Source organism: Oceanirhabdus seepicola (assembly GCF_023684385.1).
Lineage (GTDB): Bacteria > Bacillota > Clostridia > Clostridiales > Clostridiaceae > Oceanirhabdus > Oceanirhabdus seepicola.
In genome coordinates, this window is record NZ_JAGSOJ010000002.1 from 122911 (window position 1) to 139201 (window position 16291).

The window sequence follows — 16291 nt, forward strand, 5'->3', positions numbered from 1 at the left end:
GACAATTATGGGAAGATTATTTGGCACAGATGGTGTTAGAGGAATAGCAAACAAAGAACTTACATGTGAATTGGCTTTTAGACTTGGAAAGGCTGGGGCAATTACATTAACTGATGGTGCACACAAACCTAAAATAATAGTTGGTATGGATACAAGAATATCAGGAAATATGCTTGAGGCTGCTTTAACAGCAGGTATACTATCTGTAGGAGCAGAAGTTGTAAGTTTAGGGGTGGTACCAACACCAGCTGTAGCATATTTGGTTAGAAAGTATAATGCAGATGCAGGAGTTATGATTTCGGCATCACATAATCCTGTGGAAGATAATGGTATAAAATTCTTTAATGGAAATGGATATAAATTAAGTGATGAATTAGAAGATAGAATTGAGAAGCTTATTGAAGATGATTTTGAAGGAATAGAGATGCCAATAGGTGAAAATATCGGTAGAAGTTATTCGAAAACCGATGCAATAGAAGATTACGTTGACTATGTAACCACTACAGTGGATGGAGATTTAAGCGGGTTAAAGATTGCATTAGATTGTGCCAATGGTGCTGCGTATAAATCTGCTGTAGACGCATTTAGAAAATTAAAAGCAGAGGTTCTAGTAATCAATAATGACCCAGATGGAATTAATATAAATAAAGAGTGTGGTTCAACTCACCCTGAGCACCTTATGCAATATGTAGTAAATAACAAATGTGATTTAGGTATTGCCCTTGATGGAGATGCTGATAGATGTATGGCTGTAGATGAGAAGGGGAACTTAGTTAATGGTGACTTCATACTTGCTATATGTTCAAAGTATCTTAAAGAAAAGAATAAGCTATTTGATAATACAGTTGTTGTTACAGTTATGAGTAATATGGGACTAGATATTGCACTTGATAATCTAGGCATAAAATGTGCTAGAACAATAGTTGGGGATAGATATGTATTAGAAGAGATGAGGAACAAGGGATATAGACTTGGTGGAGAACAATCAGGGCACATAATATTCTTAGAGCATAATACAACAGGTGACGGATTGTTAGCAGGATTACAGTTAGCTACTATTATTAAAAATAAAAGTGCTAAGATGAGTGAACTAACTTCAATTATGAGAGAATTACCACAAGTATTGGTGAATGCTACGGTACCAAATAGTATGAAGGATATATATATAAAAGATAATGAGATAGCAGAAGAGATTAGGAAGATAGAGATGGCTATGAATGGAGTAGGAAGAGTATTAATCAGACCTTCTGGAACAGAACCATTAGTTAGGGTTATGTTAGAGGGTGAGAATCAGAAGGAAATTGATAAATATGCTCATGAATTAGCAAAACTTATAGAAGAAAAAGCAAAGGCTTAGAAAAGCACTTACGTGCTTTTAAATAGAGACACACCATTTTGTTGGTGTGTCTTTTGTAATGTATCAGTTTAAGTATTAAGAGTGAGAATACAGGAGTGGTTTATTTCAAAATTTCCTTTAACTTGAGTGTTATCCACTAAAATAGCTCCAGTTTTAATCATTTCTTTAGCTTTTGTTCTGCTTATATTCGAGAATTTTGATGCAATTAATTTATCAAGGCGTATTCTACCCTCAATAATATTCACATGTATTTCTATATAATCACATTCTTTTTGATGAATGTTATAAGACAGTTCATAAGATGGTTCACTATCAACATCTTTTGATGGGATTAAGGAGAATAGTTTATCCATATCATATTTTTCTCCATCATCAAGTAGATTTTCTTTCATATTCTTGAATGATTTAAACTTTTTTAAAGTCTTATTCCAAGTATGTCCTTTATCACATTTATATATTGCAAATCTATAAATATTATTACCATTAGCGTTTTCACGTCTGACTTTTGAATCCTTGAATTCAACTTTTTTGCCACAACTATGGCAATATCTGATTACAGACTCATCAGATTTTTTTCCTATGATATTCCAGTGTAAAGATAATTTTTCCATAATATAATACCCCCTAAAAATATATATTAAAAAACACCACTAAAAATGCGTAGTGAAAATATGAAGATGGAATTGTTTATGCACTCCACAAGTATTTGAGCATATAATATAAATGAAATGAAAAAAGATGTTAAAATTTTGGAAAGGATTCTGTTATAAATTGAAATAAAGCTTAAAAGGCTTTATAATAAAACTTGGACTCATAGATAAGATAACTTTAAATGTGGAGGTGAAATTTTAAATAGAGTATTAATTAGAGCTCCTGGAGTCGGTATGATACTGACTTGACGCGGGTGGGATTTAGCGAGTATTCGGAGGATTATCCCACGGCATAAGTACTGTCGATATAACTGGCAAATACCAGAGGTGACTTTGGGGACAAATTCAGTGAAGTACTAATAAAAAGTTAATCTTTTATGATGTTCTTAAAAATAAAATATTGAAAGGACGTTATAGAATATGTGTGGAATAGTAGGTTATTTTGGTAAAGAGAGAGCAGCAGAGATTTTGGTAGATGGACTTGAGAAGCTTGAGTACAGAGGATATGATTCATCTGGAATAGCAGTATTTCAGAATGGAGATATTGATGTAATTAAGTGTAAGGGAAGAATCCAAAATCTAAGGGATAGACTTGAGAGTGAAGATATGAGCGGAGTTAAAGGGATTGGTCACACAAGATGGGCAACTCATGGAGAACCATCAGATTTGAATGCACATCCTCACACTAACAAAGATGGATCAATAAGTATAGTTCACAATGGTATCATTGAGAATTATATGTATCTTAAAGAGTGGTTAGGTGGAAAAGGGTACGAGTTCTTATCGGAGACTGATACTGAGGTTATTCCAAACCTTATCGATTACTACTATAATGGAGATCTTTTCGAGGCTATAGTTAAAGCTACTAACAAGATGGAAGGTAGTTATGCTATTGGAGTACTTTGTAAGAATGAGCCTGATAAGATGATAGCAGTAAGAAAAGATAGTCCGCTTATTGTTGGTAAAGGAGAGGGCGAAACGTTCATAGCTTCAGATGTTACGGCTGTACTGAAATATACCAGAGAAGTTTATTATATTGATGATAATGAATTTGCAGTTATAGATAATGATGGGGTGAAAATTCTTAACGAAGATGGAATTGAAATCGACAAAGAGATTAGCCACATCACTTGGGATGCAGCAGCTGCTGAAAAAGGTGGATATGAGCATTTCATGATTAAAGAGATACATGAGCAACCAAAGGCTATTAGAGATACAATGACGTCAAGAATCGCTTTAGGAGAAGATGTTAAGCTTGATAATATCGAGATTACTAAAGAAGATCTTGAGAAGATTAATAAGGTTTATATAGTCGCTTGTGGTACTGCATATTATGCAGGAGTTGTAGGTAAGTATGTTATTGAGAAGATGGCCAAGATATCTGTAGAGACAGATGTGGCATCTGAGTTTAGATATAGAGATCCATTGATTGATGAAAATACACTTATGATAGTTGTGAGTCAATCAGGGGAAACAGCAGATACTTTAGCAGCACTTAGATTAGCTAAGAAATCAGGTGCTAGAGTAATGGTAATTACAAATGTTGTTGGAAGCACAATGGCAAGGGAAGCAGATGATGTATTCTACACATGGGCAGGACCAGAAATAGCAGTAGCATCAACTAAAGCGTATGTAACACAGATGGTAGCACTTGATATCCTTGCATTACATCTTGCTAGGCTTAAAGGGACAATAACTAAGGAAGAAGGAGAAGAGTTTAAGAAAGAACTATTAGCTCTTCCTGAAAAGGTTGAAGATGCCCTTAAGCATAAAGAGGTTATCCAAAAGTTTGCATCTAAGAACTACCATGTTAAAGATATGTTCTTCTTAGGAAGAGGAGTAGACCATGCAGTAGCATTAGAGGGTGCCCTTAAACTTAAGGAACTTTCATATATCCACGCTGAAGCATATGCTGGAGGAGAGTTAAAACATGGACCAATAGCGCTTATTGAAGATGGTACACCAGTTGTTGTAGTAGCAACACAAGAGAAAATATTTGATAAGATGGTTAGCAACATCAAAGAGGTTACTACTAGAGGTGCAAAGGTGCTAGCGTTTGCAACAGAAGGGCATGAGGAAATAGAGAAATCTGTTAATTCAGCTTTATATGTTCAAAAAACTCATCCATTATTAACACCAGTTGTTTCAATCGTACCACTTCAATTGTTCTCATACTATATGGCACTTGAAAAAGGATGCGATGTGGATAAGCCTAGAAACCTTGCTAAGTCGGTTACAGTTGAATAGATTTGATAATAAATATAATTTGATTGTGGGTTTCTAAAAAAGAGTAATCGTTTTAAAAATAACTAATCTAAAACGATATTAAAAATTGAGATATAAACCTTAGAAATATACAGGGTCTGTGATTAGTACAATTCTAATTGCAGACTCTTTTGGATTAAGAAATTAATGGGAGGGGAATTAATATGATTTTCGATTCACATATACACACGGTACTTTCAGGGGACAGCGAGCTTAAGCTTGTTGATGCAATAAAGAGAGCTGACGAGCTTGGAATAGGAATGGTTTTAACGGAGCATATGGATATAAATGATTATGAAGAAAGTTATTGCGATGTTGATCTAGATAAGTTTTATAGTGAATATTCAAAATTCAGAGGGGACAAGCTTCTGTTTGGAATAGAACTTGGTCTAAGAAAAGAAGCAGTTGAGAGAAATATTGAGATTATAAATCAAAGAGATTTTGATTTCATATTATGCTCTGTTCATTCACCCTATGATATTGAAAACATATATGAGTTTTATGATTCAGAAAGAAGTAAAAAAGAAGCTTATAGTCTTTATTTTGAATCTATGATAAAAAGTATAAAAGAAAATGAGTACTTAGACTCTCTTGCTCACATCGACTATATTGCAAGATACTTAAAATATGATGATAAAGAGCTTTATTACCATGAACATAAGACTTTGATTGATGAAGCCCTTAAGGAAATAGCTTTAAGAGATAAGTCCATGGAGATAAGTACCAAGAGAATAGGCAATAAGAAATCAGCTGAGGAACTTATAAAGATATATAAGAGGTTCAGAGAACTTGGTGGTAAGACAGTAACTATAGGGTCTGATTCACATCATGTAGATGCTATTGGAAATAACTTTAAACTAGCATTGGAGATTGCTGAAATGAGTGGACTTAAGCCTGTTTATTATAAGAATAGGAAGAGAGAGTATTTTTCAAGTATATAAATTAATGTAATAGTATATTTCAATATTGGGTCTTTGATTTCTGAGGTTGGTTCTTGGAATCAAGGGCTTTTTCAATGCCTGAAACTCTTAAGGTATATGAAAAACAGAGTCAAAACAATATTATGTGTTTTTCTTAACAAACTCAGCAAGAAGAATTCTACAGGAAATTATGTGAATTTATGATACGAATTCTGGGAATAAGCTGAAATATAGTTAAACTAATAAATGAAAATGTAACGCTTGTCAAATAATGGAATATAATGGTATTGAAGATTAAAAATATAGCAAAAGAAGAGATTAAGGAGGTAAAAAATGTCTGGTTATAATGATTCGAGAAATGGAGGATGTTTTTGTTATATAGAATGTTATTTTATTAGAATAATAAAGTTGCTAAAACAAATAAGAGATTGTGCATGCAATGGTGGTGGAAATGGAGGAATTTGTAAATCCAATAATACCTTGATTAATGAGACTGACCTTACTCAAGTGGTTGTGGATATTTCTGAAAGTGCACAACTAATTACAGCAATTATTGGATCATGGCAGGAACAAACTGGTGGATCAAATTTAGTAACTATAGAAATTGGAACAGGTACAACTGGTATGAGTGCAAGCTTTTCAAAAGTTTTTGAAGTAGATTCATTTGCATCTGTAGCAAATGAAAAAGAGGCAAATTTTAGCTTTTCTTTAACTCATCCGCTTTTGGTTGAACCAGGTACTGGAGAATCTGTAAAAGTCAGATTAACAGGTCCTAATATTGATACAGTTAAATTTAATATTCTTTCTTGTGATGCTTAATAATTTATAAGGAAGGGCATTTAATGTCCTTCCTACTCATATGAATTTAAAATAATTGAATCATTATTGTGATAATTTTTATGTCTATTCTTATCTTTACGGTTTTAGATTAGTCTAAAAATTTTTCCATATTGATGCTAAATGGTTCAAAACCTACTTTTTCATATAATGAAATTGCATTTTTATTATAACCAAAAACATGGAGGGCAATTTTAGCTACATTTAGTTCTGAAGCTTTTTTATCTACTAAAGACATTGAAATTTTTCCGTAACCTTTTCCTTGGTACTGATTAAATATTCTAATTGAAGCTATAAATAGTTCTTTTATATTGTTATTCTCTCTAGCAATTAGCCATAAAGTTCCTATCTGGTTATTGCTTTCAGATTCAATAATACTGTATAAATAATTATTCTCAGTGTTTAATCCATCTGAGAGATAAGAATCAAAGGTTTTTGTTGCTTGGCTATAAGCTTCTTCCTTTGGTGTATTAAACACTTTATTCAGGTCTTCTGCATAATTCTCATTCTCTAATTTATAGAATTCTTCAAATTCACTTTCAGTCATTTTAACAAATTTAATTATAGTTTCTTCCATAATATTAATCTCCTTATTATATTATTCAATACATAAATATATATAATTGTATATGGAATATTATAACATAAATGTAATTGATGAAATCACATGTAATACTGTTTATTTATTTTAAACTGGAAGGGGATTATATGAAAATATCGTTTGTAAAATTAGTGATAATGAGATTGAAAGAAAATAGTTGAGGAACTGATAATCTTAGATAATCTGTATGAAAACTTATATTTTATTTAAAGTTGTATGTTTATGAATCAATAAAAATTGGAATTGCATATACTGAATAAAGAGATTATTTTATTGCATAAGCTTAAAAAGTAAGAAAAGGAGGAATGGTTATGTTCTTATTACCATTACTATCATTATTCGCAGTCGGACGGGCATTTGGAGGATATAGACCTTATTACCCATATTATTATAGGCAACCTCAATATTATTATAGGCAACCTCAATGTTGGAATTGCTATAGAGGATATTAGATAGGAACATTGCTTTCACAGCAAAAGATAAGTATATATGACACATAATAAACCATATTTAAAGCCATGGATTTTCAGGTTATAAACATCTGAAGTTTCATGGCTTTCTTTTATGGGGAATATGAAGAGGGGTGTTCATTAAAATTAGATTTGCCCTGTTCCAAGTAAAATAAAGGCATTCGTTTAGATACGTAATTTAGATTAAGATCTATTTGCGTGTCTTTTTATTTTCGAGATATAGAGGAGAAACATGAACTAAAAGCCATATATAACATTTTGAATAATAATGATAAATATTGAATTAATTTCTATATATGTGTATAATTAAGCTGTAACAAAAATGTAAAATATAAAATATATAGAAGTAAATTGTAATATTTTTTACTTCTTTAAATAAAGATGTGCTGAAAGAAAGTTATGTATATAAAGTTGAGAAAATTATCAATACGATAATCAAATAAATGATTATCGTATTAATTCTAACTGAGTATTATCAAATGTTTAAGATCTAGATTAAGTGAAGATGAGTATGATGCAGAGGTAATGGGAACAATGAAATCTTGTAAATCTAAATTAAATGATTTTTTAATTGGATATGATTAAATGGCTAATGAGAATACTGATTTAACTGCTAATTAAATATATAAATAATTTAGCAACAGTACAAATATTTAATCATAATATTACAATTATTGGGGGGAATGATATGAAAGGGTTAAAAAGTAGAACAAAATTCATTGTTTATATTTTAGTTTTAATATTGATATTTGTGGGATATCAATTTCAACAACAAGTGGAGATAATGAGACAACCACCCTCTGAAAAATGGGGAAAAGAGGTTAATATTTCCAATGGAAAAGTAACTAGAAATATGAAGTTAATTAAATATGGATATAATTATATTGCCCTTCATAATGATGATTTTAATTATAAAATTATAGAGTTTGATTATTTAGGTAATGTGATTAAGGCAAACGAAATTCAATCTGATGATTTGAATGGAATATATGATCTTTCTCTTAATCTTAAAGATGATTTTATATACATAAATGCGTTGACAAAAGGTAAGGATGTTATATATTTAGAAACCTTGAAATTAAATAACAATTTGCAACTTATATCTTGTGAAACAGAAGTTTTACCTAATAATAAATGTTTTGAGCATATTGATGAAAATATTTTTATAACCTCAGACCAACACCATATTGAAATTCATGATTATAAGACAGGTGAAACTAAAAAGGTTCAAGTCCCTTTGGCATTAGATGAGGTTATGGGTATAAAAATAAATGATGAATATTTGATAGTTTATCATGCTGAAGATGAGTATTTTTATTACTTTACTTATAATAATGGAAAAATCTCTGAAGCAAAACCTTTCTTAAAAGTCAAAAAGGGAGTTAGTACTTCCTATAACCAGCCTGTAATTGCTTCAGATGGTAATAATTTTTATTTTATAACTGATATTATAAAGAAAGGTGGATATTTTAATACTTTGTTTTCACAAGTAAATATACAAAGTGGTAATGCATCAAAATATGTTTTTAGTAATTTAATTATGAAAAATTTGAAAGGATTCTACTCGCAAGATGGTGGTAGATTTATCTACACATCTCCATCAAAGCAAGTAGTTGATATGATTATAAAAGATGGGAAAATAATTGAAGAAAAAAATATATCTAGATTATCTTCATTGAATATAAACTCGTATCTAATTGATGATATAGCTATTTTTGCGAATTTTGAAAGTAAAGATTTTTATAATGTATATGTTTCATCCATAGGAGAAGAGTATAAAATCAAGAACAATATTCTAAGAAAAGTCGATATAAAAATGGCTGCGGAAAAAGAAATTAAGTCCTTATTTAATGTGATTACATATTTCTTTTTGCTTGGGACAGCATGGGTTCTTCCTCTTTTTGCAGCAGCATGTATATATAGTCTTATCAGTTTTAGACTTGTAAAGAAAAATAAAATCAAATCATATTTGGTTTTCAGCCTTATTGGAATATTATTTACAACTTTTGAAATTTTTAATTATTACTACTCAAGGAGACTAATTCATTATGGAATTCTACAGAATCCTATAATTGGTATATCAGTGAGTGTGATTATAAGCGCAAGCATTTATGGATATTATTTATATAAATACAATAAAGATACTGAAGGGCTGTTTATGGAAAGATTTCTTCCACCTTTACTAGTAGATACATTACTTATATTAGTATTATTTGTTCCCTTTGGGCTGTAATTAAATTGTTAATAATCTTTAAAGTGAATAAGACGGATTTATAAAGAGGGGGTTATATGGATACTAAATTATTAAGTAAAGAAAAGAAATTGGTAAATAAAGAGAAATTTAAAACAGTGGGATGTGACTTCAAGTATAGTAATAATGTAACGATAGAGGCTTTAGGATATAATAAGCGGGCGTGGTTAAAATTTAAGAATAATAAAATAGCCCTTATTTCACTCTTTTTATTGACTATTATATTAAGTATTTCATTTACAAGCCCAATATGGGCGGCAGATCAAATTTATACTATAGAAGACGCTAAAGGCTTAAGTTATCTTGGTGAAGGAAATATTGATGTAAACTTTAAAATACTAAAAAGTAGGGAATTGTTAAAAAAAAATTTTGGCTTACCAAATGCATCTCCTAGTTCTCAGCATATTTTCGGGACAGATAGACATGGTGTAGATATATTTGCTAACACTTTTGTTAGACTAAGGCTATCATTATACTTAGGTATCGTAGTCGCACTACTTAACACTTTTATAGGTATTATTTACGGTACTATATCAGGATATATGGGTGGAATAATTGATGATATAATGATGAGAGTTATAGAGGTAATATCAAGTATTCCAAATATTTTATTGATAAGTATAATAGTTATAGTTATAGGAAATTCTTTTAAATCAATTTTAATTGCAATGGCACTACTTGGATGGTGCAAAACTGCCATGATTGTAAGAGGGAAGGTTTGTCAACTTAGAGAACAAGAGTTTATTATAGCTTCAAAAGCGTTGGGAGCTGATCGTGAGAGAATTGTAATTGCACACATGATTCCTAATATTATGCCTTTGGCAATGACAGCTTTCTCTGATGATATTCCAAGTGTAATATTAGATGAAGCTATGCTTTCTTGCATTGGCCTTGGGATAAGGGTACCATATTACACATTAGGAAAAATGCTATTTTCCTATTCTGATTCAAGTGTTCTTTTCTTCTACTCTTATCAGATTATACTTCCTTCACTAGTACTTGCATTAGTGATACTACTTTTTCAATATGTTGCAACTGCGCTGACAGATGCATTTGATCCAAATATCATTTATTAATAACGTGACCTGCAAAGGAATTTCATAAAAAAAATAGGTACTTGCCAATTGGACAAGTACCTATTTTTCATGTATTAAAAAGAGTTTTGGGATACTAGTGAACAAACCTAACGTAGTACGTATGAGTTTACTATCGCTTATTAGTAATCATATACTGTATTATTCTTATGTATTGAACAATAGCTGCAATAAGTAATGAAATCACAATCCATGGAAATGCTAGTGTATCAACTTTTTCAAGGGAAAATAGCATTGCAAAAGCTGCTATTGATACTGCTGAAGAAAAAATGCCATAATAATATGCTTTGAAGGAATATGTTTTACTTCCAAACATCGTTGACTTATTTTGGCGATTTACTTTAAACATATAATATATAGAAATCAAAGTACCTATAATAAGTATTATTTTATATATAATAACTAACTCTGGTGAGAGAACAGAAGTAAAAAGTTTTTTGTTTCTTACAAATAGATCCCTCTGAAGTCCCATTCTATCATCCACTAACTTAATAAGATATATACTCATAAAAAATAGTATGTAGCTTAATATGGGGAATATCCATCCCCAAACAATATTTCCTACTGATGTTTTTTTCAATATATTCACTTCCTTCCATAGAATTAAAAAGTTTTAGGTGCATTTATATGTGCAATTCTAGACTTATTTACCATTATACAATAAAAATGCACGGGGATACCGTACATTTTTATTGTAAATATATTTATTTTTTTTCTGGTGCTCCTGTTTCTATTGGATTAGATTCATCTCCACTCCATTCATACCATCCACCATCGTAAACTGAAACGTCATCCCATCCCATAAGATATGCGTAGAAGAAAGTTTCACTAGCTCTCCATCCAGTACCACAGAAATATGATACCTTCTTATCAGAAGTTATTCCCCAGTCTTTCCAAAATGCTTCTATTTCATGAAAGTTTCTCATTGTATTGTCTACATTTCTGAAATGCTCCATGTGATATGGATCTGAACCTGCGTGACCCCAAACAGCTCCTGATATACGTCCTTTAGGCTCAATATAACTATACCCACTTGTTTCACCTATATATTCAGCCCAACTTCTTACTGATACAAGTTCACCATTTTCATCTGCAAGTATTTCTTTTGCTTCTTTTGTGTTAATTATATACTCAGGATGTACTGGTACTTTAGCTCCAAAACTCTCAACTGACTTTGGTTCTATATTTCCATTTTCAGTTTTTAATCCAGCTTCTGTCCAAGCTCCAAATCCACCATTCATAAGTCTAACATCTTCTACACCTGCATACATCATTACTGAAGCAACACGCGCAGCAGCAGTTGAGTCTGCTCCATATAATACAACTGTTGTATCTTTATCTACTCCAATAGATGTTAAAACAGTTTCTATTTTTTCATCTGAAACTATATTCCACCATGGTTCTTCTTCAATCAATCCTGTATCAAGATGAACAGCTCCAGGTATGTGAGCTTCTTTATAGTCTTTACCATCGCCCCAGCTCACTTCAACTACAACATACTTGTCGTTCTCAAAAGTTTCAGGTTTTTCTCCATTAACTAATGCATTAACCCATTGAGGGTGAACTAGTTTCTCGTATCTTGCTAGTTTGTCCATTGGAAGTTCTTTATCTTGAGACCAAGCTTTAATTCCTTCAGTATATATTGTTACATTCGTATATCCTAAACCTAAAAGTTTATCAGCAAGTCTTGATTTTTCTTTTCCATTAACATCATAGATTATAATTTCTTTACTTTTAATAATGCCTTTATCATCAAGTGTTTTTTGCATGTCTTTATCTTCAATTTTATCTAACCATGAAGTAGGAAAATCTACGGCACCTTTTATATGTCCGCCTCTTTCTTCACCAGCAAGTGTCCATCCAATATATGAAGCTTCATCTCTAGTATCTACAATAACGACATTTTCTTCATTTATTCTTTTCTTTAACTCTTCAGTTGAAATATTATTTATATCATTTGTTTCCTTTTTATCTGATGATTCAACCTTTTTTTCTGTTGTATTTGTGTTTACTTTATTACCACAAGCGGTAAAAGTTATATTTCCAATGATTGCCGCTGCTACTAAAAGTAAAGCAAATTTTCTTCTCATCATAATTGTTGCCCCCTATTTACGTGTCTAATTAATGATCATATATAAAATATAATTATGATTTATCTTAATATTGTCCATTCAATAACAAAAAAATTATTAATATATTCATATAGTATAGGAAATCGTCGAATATTGTCAATTTGATTTTTCTATAGATAAAGTGTCTTCTATTATATATACAAATAGATTACTATATTTCCCCATAAACTATTAAGAATCAAAGGGTTATTCAAATACACATAGAATACACAACTAAATGTGATAATGATCTCAAATATAAATATAAAGTATAAAAATAAGTTCATAGTTGGTGATGGGAATATGGGAAAAAAAGTATTGATTGTAGAAGATGAAGCAAGAATAAGAGAAATAACTTCAGACTATTTTAAAGTTAGTGGATTTGAAGTCTATGAAGCTGAGAATGGAAGAGAAGCTATGGAAATTTTTGATTTAAATGAAGTAGATTTAATAATTTTAGATATTATGATGCCTGAATTAGATGGGTGGTCTGTATGTAAAAGAATTAGGAAGAAATCTGATGTGCTAATAATTATTTTAACAGCTAGAAGTGATGAAGAGGATAAACTGATGGGATTTGAATTAGGTGCAGATGAATATGTCACAAAGCCATTTAGCCCAAAAGTTTTAGTTGCAAGAGCTAAAACTTTATTTAAAAGAATTGAAGGGAATGTAGGAGAAAAAAATCATCTTATAATAATAGATGGAATAGAGATCAATAAACAAGCGTACAAGGTTAAGAGTGATAATCAAGAAATAGAGTTATCCCCTAAAGAATATAGTTTATTTCTTTACTTGGTAGAGAATAAAGGCGTTGTTCTTTCAAGAGAGGCTATTTTAAATAATGTTTGGGGTTATGATTATTTCGGTGATACAAGGGCTGTAGATACTCATATAAAAAAATTGCGAAAGAAACTTGGAAACAAAGCCCAGCATATTAAAACAATCATAAGAGTTGGCTATACATTTGAGGTGAATAGATGAAGAGTAAAAGCATAGTGGTCAAGTTATTTTGCATTACATTTAGCCTCTTTATGGTATTCTTACTAATTGTAATGGGCTTTCAAAGAATATTTTTTGATGAATTATACTTAAAGAGAAAAATAAGCACTACTGAAAAAAATATCGAAAAGTTTAGTCAGGAATATTTAAAAGCACAATGGAGTAGAACTCAAATAATAAATAATATCAATATATTTACTGAGAAGAATAATGTTCCTTTGCTTATTGTTGATGAAGAAGGGAGTCCTAAATACTTAAATGAAAATGAGTCATATACCATCACTATTCATACTGACGATGATTTATATGTTAAAGTCTATTTAGATTCAATCATATATAATGAAGGTTTTCAGGGATTCGAACCAAAATTAGGAGATAAAATTTATTTAGAAGGTATACTTATGGATGAAGATAATATGTATGTTGAACCATATCTTGTTAAGATAAATGATAGGAGTTATTCTTTAGAAAATGGTGATGAAACAGATGAAATTATTAATGAAGAACCTGAGGTTAATTTCTCCATTAGCGCCATCAAGGGAGAGATAGTTTATATTAATAACTCTATTGATCAGGAAATTTTTTATGATTATAGGGCTAACAATTTATTAAATGAGATATATAACTATGTTGATGAATTTGATGAAAAAAAAGAAATTCCATTTAGTGAGATTATAAAAACAAATTCCTATGTTGATCCTAGTACAGGAATAAAAAGTATTATATTCAAAAAGTCGATAATGAAATCAGATGGCAGCAAGGAAATGATTTTTGCAATGACATCTCTGCAACCTATAGGTGAAGCAATAGAGGTTATGATGGATTATTATATTTATCTATTTTTACTAGCTGTGATATTTATAATACTTATTTCATTTATTTATTCGAAAATTATTGCTGATCCACTTTTAGAAATGAATGTTGTAGCAAAGAAAATGGCAAATTTGGATTTTACAGTTTATTCTAATGTTAAAGCAAATGATGAAATGGGAAGCTTATCTGAAAGTTTAAATATATTATCAAGAAACTTAAATAGAAGCATGACAGAATTAAAAAAAGCAAATCAAGAATTACTTGATGATATTGAAAAAGAAAGAATTCAGGAGCAAATAAGAAAAGAATTTGTTGCTAGTGTATCACATGAATTGAAAACTCCTCTTGGAATTATGAAGGGATTTGCAGAAGGTATTAAGGATGGTATCTATGAACAAAAAAAGGATTATTATTTAGATGTAATAATTGATGAAATAGAAAAAATGGATGATATGGTAAGAGAGATGTTGGAGTTGTCTAAGCTAGAATCTAAGGCTTGTGCATTATCAAAGAGTGAGTTTGATATAAAAAAAATGATTGTTGATATACGGAATAAATTTAAACATCATGAAATAGATAAAAATTTAAGTATCCACTTGAATGTAGAAGAAAAAATAGTTTTTGCAGATAAGAGAAAAATAGATCAGGTAATTGTAAATTTATACAGTAATGCTATAAGATATTCAAATGAAAGTGGAACTATTAATATTAGAACAGAAGATAATGAGAATGAAGTATATGTGTATATTGAAAACAGTGGTGCATATATATCAGAGGAAGAAATAAGTAAAATATGGGATAGATTTTATAGAGTAGATAAGTCTAGAAGTAGAGCTTTAGGAGGAACTGGATTAGGGTTACCTATTGTGAAGAACATTTTAGATATTCATGGAAGTGAATATGGTGTTAGAAATACTGAATTAGGTGTGGAATTTTATTTCAGTTTATTGAAAAAAGAAAATAAAACACTTTGAGGACATAGAGTTTACACAGAGAGTACACATCATGATTATATAATTACATTACAAAGAACAGTAATTAATAATTAGGAGGATGTAAATTATGATTTCAAAGAAAATTAAGGTTACTTTATTAGCAGCAGTATTAATGATTACAGGAATTGCACAAACAACATTGGCGGATACAACTACAAAAAAGGATACAAACATAGAGATTGAATCAAAATTTGAGAATAGTGAAGAAGATATGACAACTTTGTTTGATTCTGATTTTGAAGACATGAGTTTTGAGGATCTAGTAGGAGATATGAAAAAGGATATTAAGAAAGAGGATTTAGTTAAATTAGAAAAAAACTTTAACGAAGCTGTAGCTTTAGAAAAAGAAGAGAAGATTGAAGCAGCAGATAAGAAGTGGGATGAGTTTTATAATATCTTTGATAAATATATGCCGGAAATGACTGACTATGAAGAGATGAGTTTTGAAGATTTCATAGGTGAAATGAAAGAAGATATAAAAAAAGAAGATCTAGCAAAACTAGAAAAAACATATAAAGAGATTCAAACTTTAGAAAAAGCGCAGAAATTCGAGGAATCCGATAAAAAGTGGAATGAGTTTTATAATATTCTTGATAAATATATTCCAGAGATGGCTGCCTTTGAAGAGATGAGTTTTGAAGATTTCATAGGTGAAACAAAGCAAGATATTAAAAAAGAAGATTTAGTTAAATTAGAAAAAATATTTAAAGATATTGAGACTTTAGAGAAAGCGCAGAAATTCGAGGAATTAGATAAAAAGTGGAATGAGTTTTATAATATTTTTGATAAATACATGCCAGAAACTATTTGCAATGATTTGATTGATTGTGAAGATTTTAAGGATGACATGAATCAAGAATAAGATAGTAGTTTATAAAGTAATATTAACAATTTTGGCAGTTGGATATTCTCCAACTGCCTTTTT

The 16291-nt window shown here is 30.3% G+C and carries 13 protein-coding genes; 9 read left to right on the forward strand and 4 right to left on the reverse strand.

Features of this window, described 5'->3' with window-relative positions:
* Nucleotides 1-7: 7 nt before the first annotated feature.
* Nucleotides 8-1357 carry a phosphoglucosamine mutase gene (glmM, locus tag KDK92_RS08285; RefSeq protein WP_250858763.1) on the forward strand — a complete coding sequence of 450 codons (1350 nt, stop codon included), beginning with the start codon at nucleotides 8-10 and terminating at the stop codon, nucleotides 1355-1357.
* A gap of 68 nt (nucleotides 1358-1425) precedes the next feature.
* Here the strand turns inward: glmM and KDK92_RS08290 are convergent, their stop codons facing one another.
* Entirely contained in the window at nucleotides 1426-1968 is a 543-nt protein-coding gene (locus tag KDK92_RS08290; protein ID WP_250858764.1) for a DUF1062 domain-containing protein, read from the reverse strand.
* 459 nt (nucleotides 1969-2427) lie between these two features.
* Here KDK92_RS08290 and glmS point away from each other — a divergent pair, with 459 nt between their 5' ends.
* The 3 genes from glmS (at nucleotide 2428) to KDK92_RS08305 (ending at nucleotide 6011) form a co-directional block, all read left to right on the forward strand.
* Nucleotides 2428-4254, forward strand: coding sequence for a glutamine--fructose-6-phosphate transaminase (isomerizing) (glmS, locus tag KDK92_RS08295; RefSeq protein WP_250858765.1), 1827 nt, complete (start codon nucleotides 2428-2430; stop codon nucleotides 4252-4254).
* A gap of 182 nt (nucleotides 4255-4436) precedes the next feature.
* The gene (locus KDK92_RS08300) at nucleotides 4437-5213 is read left to right on the forward strand and encodes a PHP domain-containing protein (RefSeq protein ID WP_250858766.1); all 777 of its coding nucleotides are present in this window, start codon (nucleotides 4437-4439) and stop codon (nucleotides 5211-5213) included.
* A 312-nt stretch (nucleotides 5214-5525) separates the two neighbouring features.
* Nucleotides 5526-6011, forward strand: coding sequence for a hypothetical protein (locus tag KDK92_RS08305; RefSeq protein ID WP_250858767.1), 486 nt, complete (start codon nucleotides 5526-5528; stop codon nucleotides 6009-6011).
* Nucleotides 6012-6120: 109 nt separating this feature from the next.
* Here KDK92_RS08305 and KDK92_RS08310 read toward each other — a convergent pair whose 3' ends face one another.
* A complete protein-coding gene (locus KDK92_RS08310; protein ID WP_250858768.1) occupies nucleotides 6121-6606 on the reverse strand; it encodes a GNAT family N-acetyltransferase in 486 nt (161 codons plus the stop codon).
* 1182 nt (nucleotides 6607-7788) lie between these two features.
* On the opposite strand from KDK92_RS08310, the gene KDK92_RS08315 reads away from it, so the two are divergent.
* Nucleotides 7789-9333 carry a hypothetical protein gene (locus KDK92_RS08315; protein WP_250858769.1) on the forward strand — a complete coding sequence of 515 codons (1545 nt, stop codon included), beginning with the start codon at nucleotides 7789-7791 and terminating at the stop codon, nucleotides 9331-9333.
* Between the two features lie 56 nt (nucleotides 9334-9389).
* On the forward strand, nucleotides 9390-10427 hold the full coding sequence (locus KDK92_RS08320) for an ABC transporter permease (RefSeq protein WP_250858770.1): 1038 nt from the start codon (nucleotides 9390-9392) through the stop codon (nucleotides 10425-10427).
* 130 nt (nucleotides 10428-10557) lie between these two features.
* Here the strand turns inward: KDK92_RS08320 and KDK92_RS08325 are convergent, their stop codons facing one another.
* Nucleotides 10558-11025 carry a hypothetical protein gene (locus tag KDK92_RS08325; RefSeq protein WP_250858771.1) on the reverse strand — a complete coding sequence of 156 codons (468 nt, stop codon included), beginning with the start codon at nucleotides 11023-11025 and terminating at the stop codon, nucleotides 10558-10560.
* Nucleotides 11026-11149: 124 nt separating this feature from the next.
* Nucleotides 11150-12538, reverse strand: a complete 1389-nt coding sequence (locus KDK92_RS08330; RefSeq protein WP_250858772.1) for a rhodanese-like domain-containing protein — start codon at nucleotides 12536-12538, stop codon at nucleotides 11150-11152.
* 321 nt (nucleotides 12539-12859) lie between these two features.
* Here KDK92_RS08330 and KDK92_RS08335 point away from each other — a divergent pair, with 321 nt between their 5' ends.
* The 3 genes from KDK92_RS08335 to KDK92_RS08345 all read left to right on the forward strand — a co-directional run bounded on the left by KDK92_RS08335 (nucleotide 12860) and on the right by KDK92_RS08345 (nucleotide 16228).
* Nucleotides 12860-13540, forward strand: coding sequence for a response regulator transcription factor (locus KDK92_RS08335; RefSeq protein WP_250858773.1), 681 nt, complete (start codon nucleotides 12860-12862; stop codon nucleotides 13538-13540).
* Complete coding sequence (locus KDK92_RS08340; protein WP_250858774.1) at nucleotides 13537-15345, forward strand: sensor histidine kinase; 1809 nt, start codon at nucleotides 13537-13539, stop codon at nucleotides 15343-15345. Before KDK92_RS08335 ends, KDK92_RS08340 begins: the two co-directional genes overlap by 4 nt.
* A gap of 88 nt (nucleotides 15346-15433) precedes the next feature.
* The gene (locus KDK92_RS08345) at nucleotides 15434-16228 is read left to right on the forward strand and encodes a hypothetical protein (RefSeq protein WP_250858775.1); all 795 of its coding nucleotides are present in this window, start codon (nucleotides 15434-15436) and stop codon (nucleotides 16226-16228) included.
* Nucleotides 16229-16291 lie beyond the last annotated feature (63 nt).

Excerpts from the sequence above, each read along its gene's own strand:
- glmM (WP_250858763.1), top strand. The coding sequence starts at position 8 with ATGGGAAGATTATTTGGCACAGATGGTGTTAGAGGAATAGCAAACAAA.
- KDK92_RS08290 (WP_250858764.1), bottom strand. The coding sequence starts at position 1,968 with ATGGAAAAATTATCTTTACACTGGAATATCATAGGAAAAAAATCTGAT.
- glmS (WP_250858765.1), top strand. The coding sequence starts at position 2,428 with ATGTGTGGAATAGTAGGTTATTTTGGTAAAGAGAGAGCAGCAGAGATT.
- KDK92_RS08300 (WP_250858766.1), top strand. The coding sequence starts at position 4,437 with ATGATTTTCGATTCACATATACACACGGTACTTTCAGGGGACAGCGAG.
- KDK92_RS08305 (WP_250858767.1), top strand. The coding sequence starts at position 5,526 with ATGTCTGGTTATAATGATTCGAGAAATGGAGGATGTTTTTGTTATATA.
- KDK92_RS08310 (WP_250858768.1), bottom strand. The coding sequence starts at position 6,606 with ATGGAAGAAACTATAATTAAATTTGTTAAAATGACTGAAAGTGAATTT.
- KDK92_RS08315 (WP_250858769.1), top strand. The coding sequence starts at position 7,789 with ATGAAAGGGTTAAAAAGTAGAACAAAATTCATTGTTTATATTTTAGTT.
- KDK92_RS08320 (WP_250858770.1), top strand. The coding sequence starts at position 9,390 with ATGGATACTAAATTATTAAGTAAAGAAAAGAAATTGGTAAATAAAGAG.
- KDK92_RS08330 (WP_250858772.1), bottom strand. The coding sequence starts at position 12,538 with ATGATGAGAAGAAAATTTGCTTTACTTTTAGTAGCAGCGGCAATCATT.
- KDK92_RS08335 (WP_250858773.1), top strand. The coding sequence starts at position 12,860 with ATGGGAAAAAAAGTATTGATTGTAGAAGATGAAGCAAGAATAAGAGAA.
- KDK92_RS08340 (WP_250858774.1), top strand. The coding sequence starts at position 13,537 with ATGAAGAGTAAAAGCATAGTGGTCAAGTTATTTTGCATTACATTTAGC.
- KDK92_RS08345 (WP_250858775.1), top strand. The coding sequence starts at position 15,434 with ATGATTTCAAAGAAAATTAAGGTTACTTTATTAGCAGCAGTATTAATG.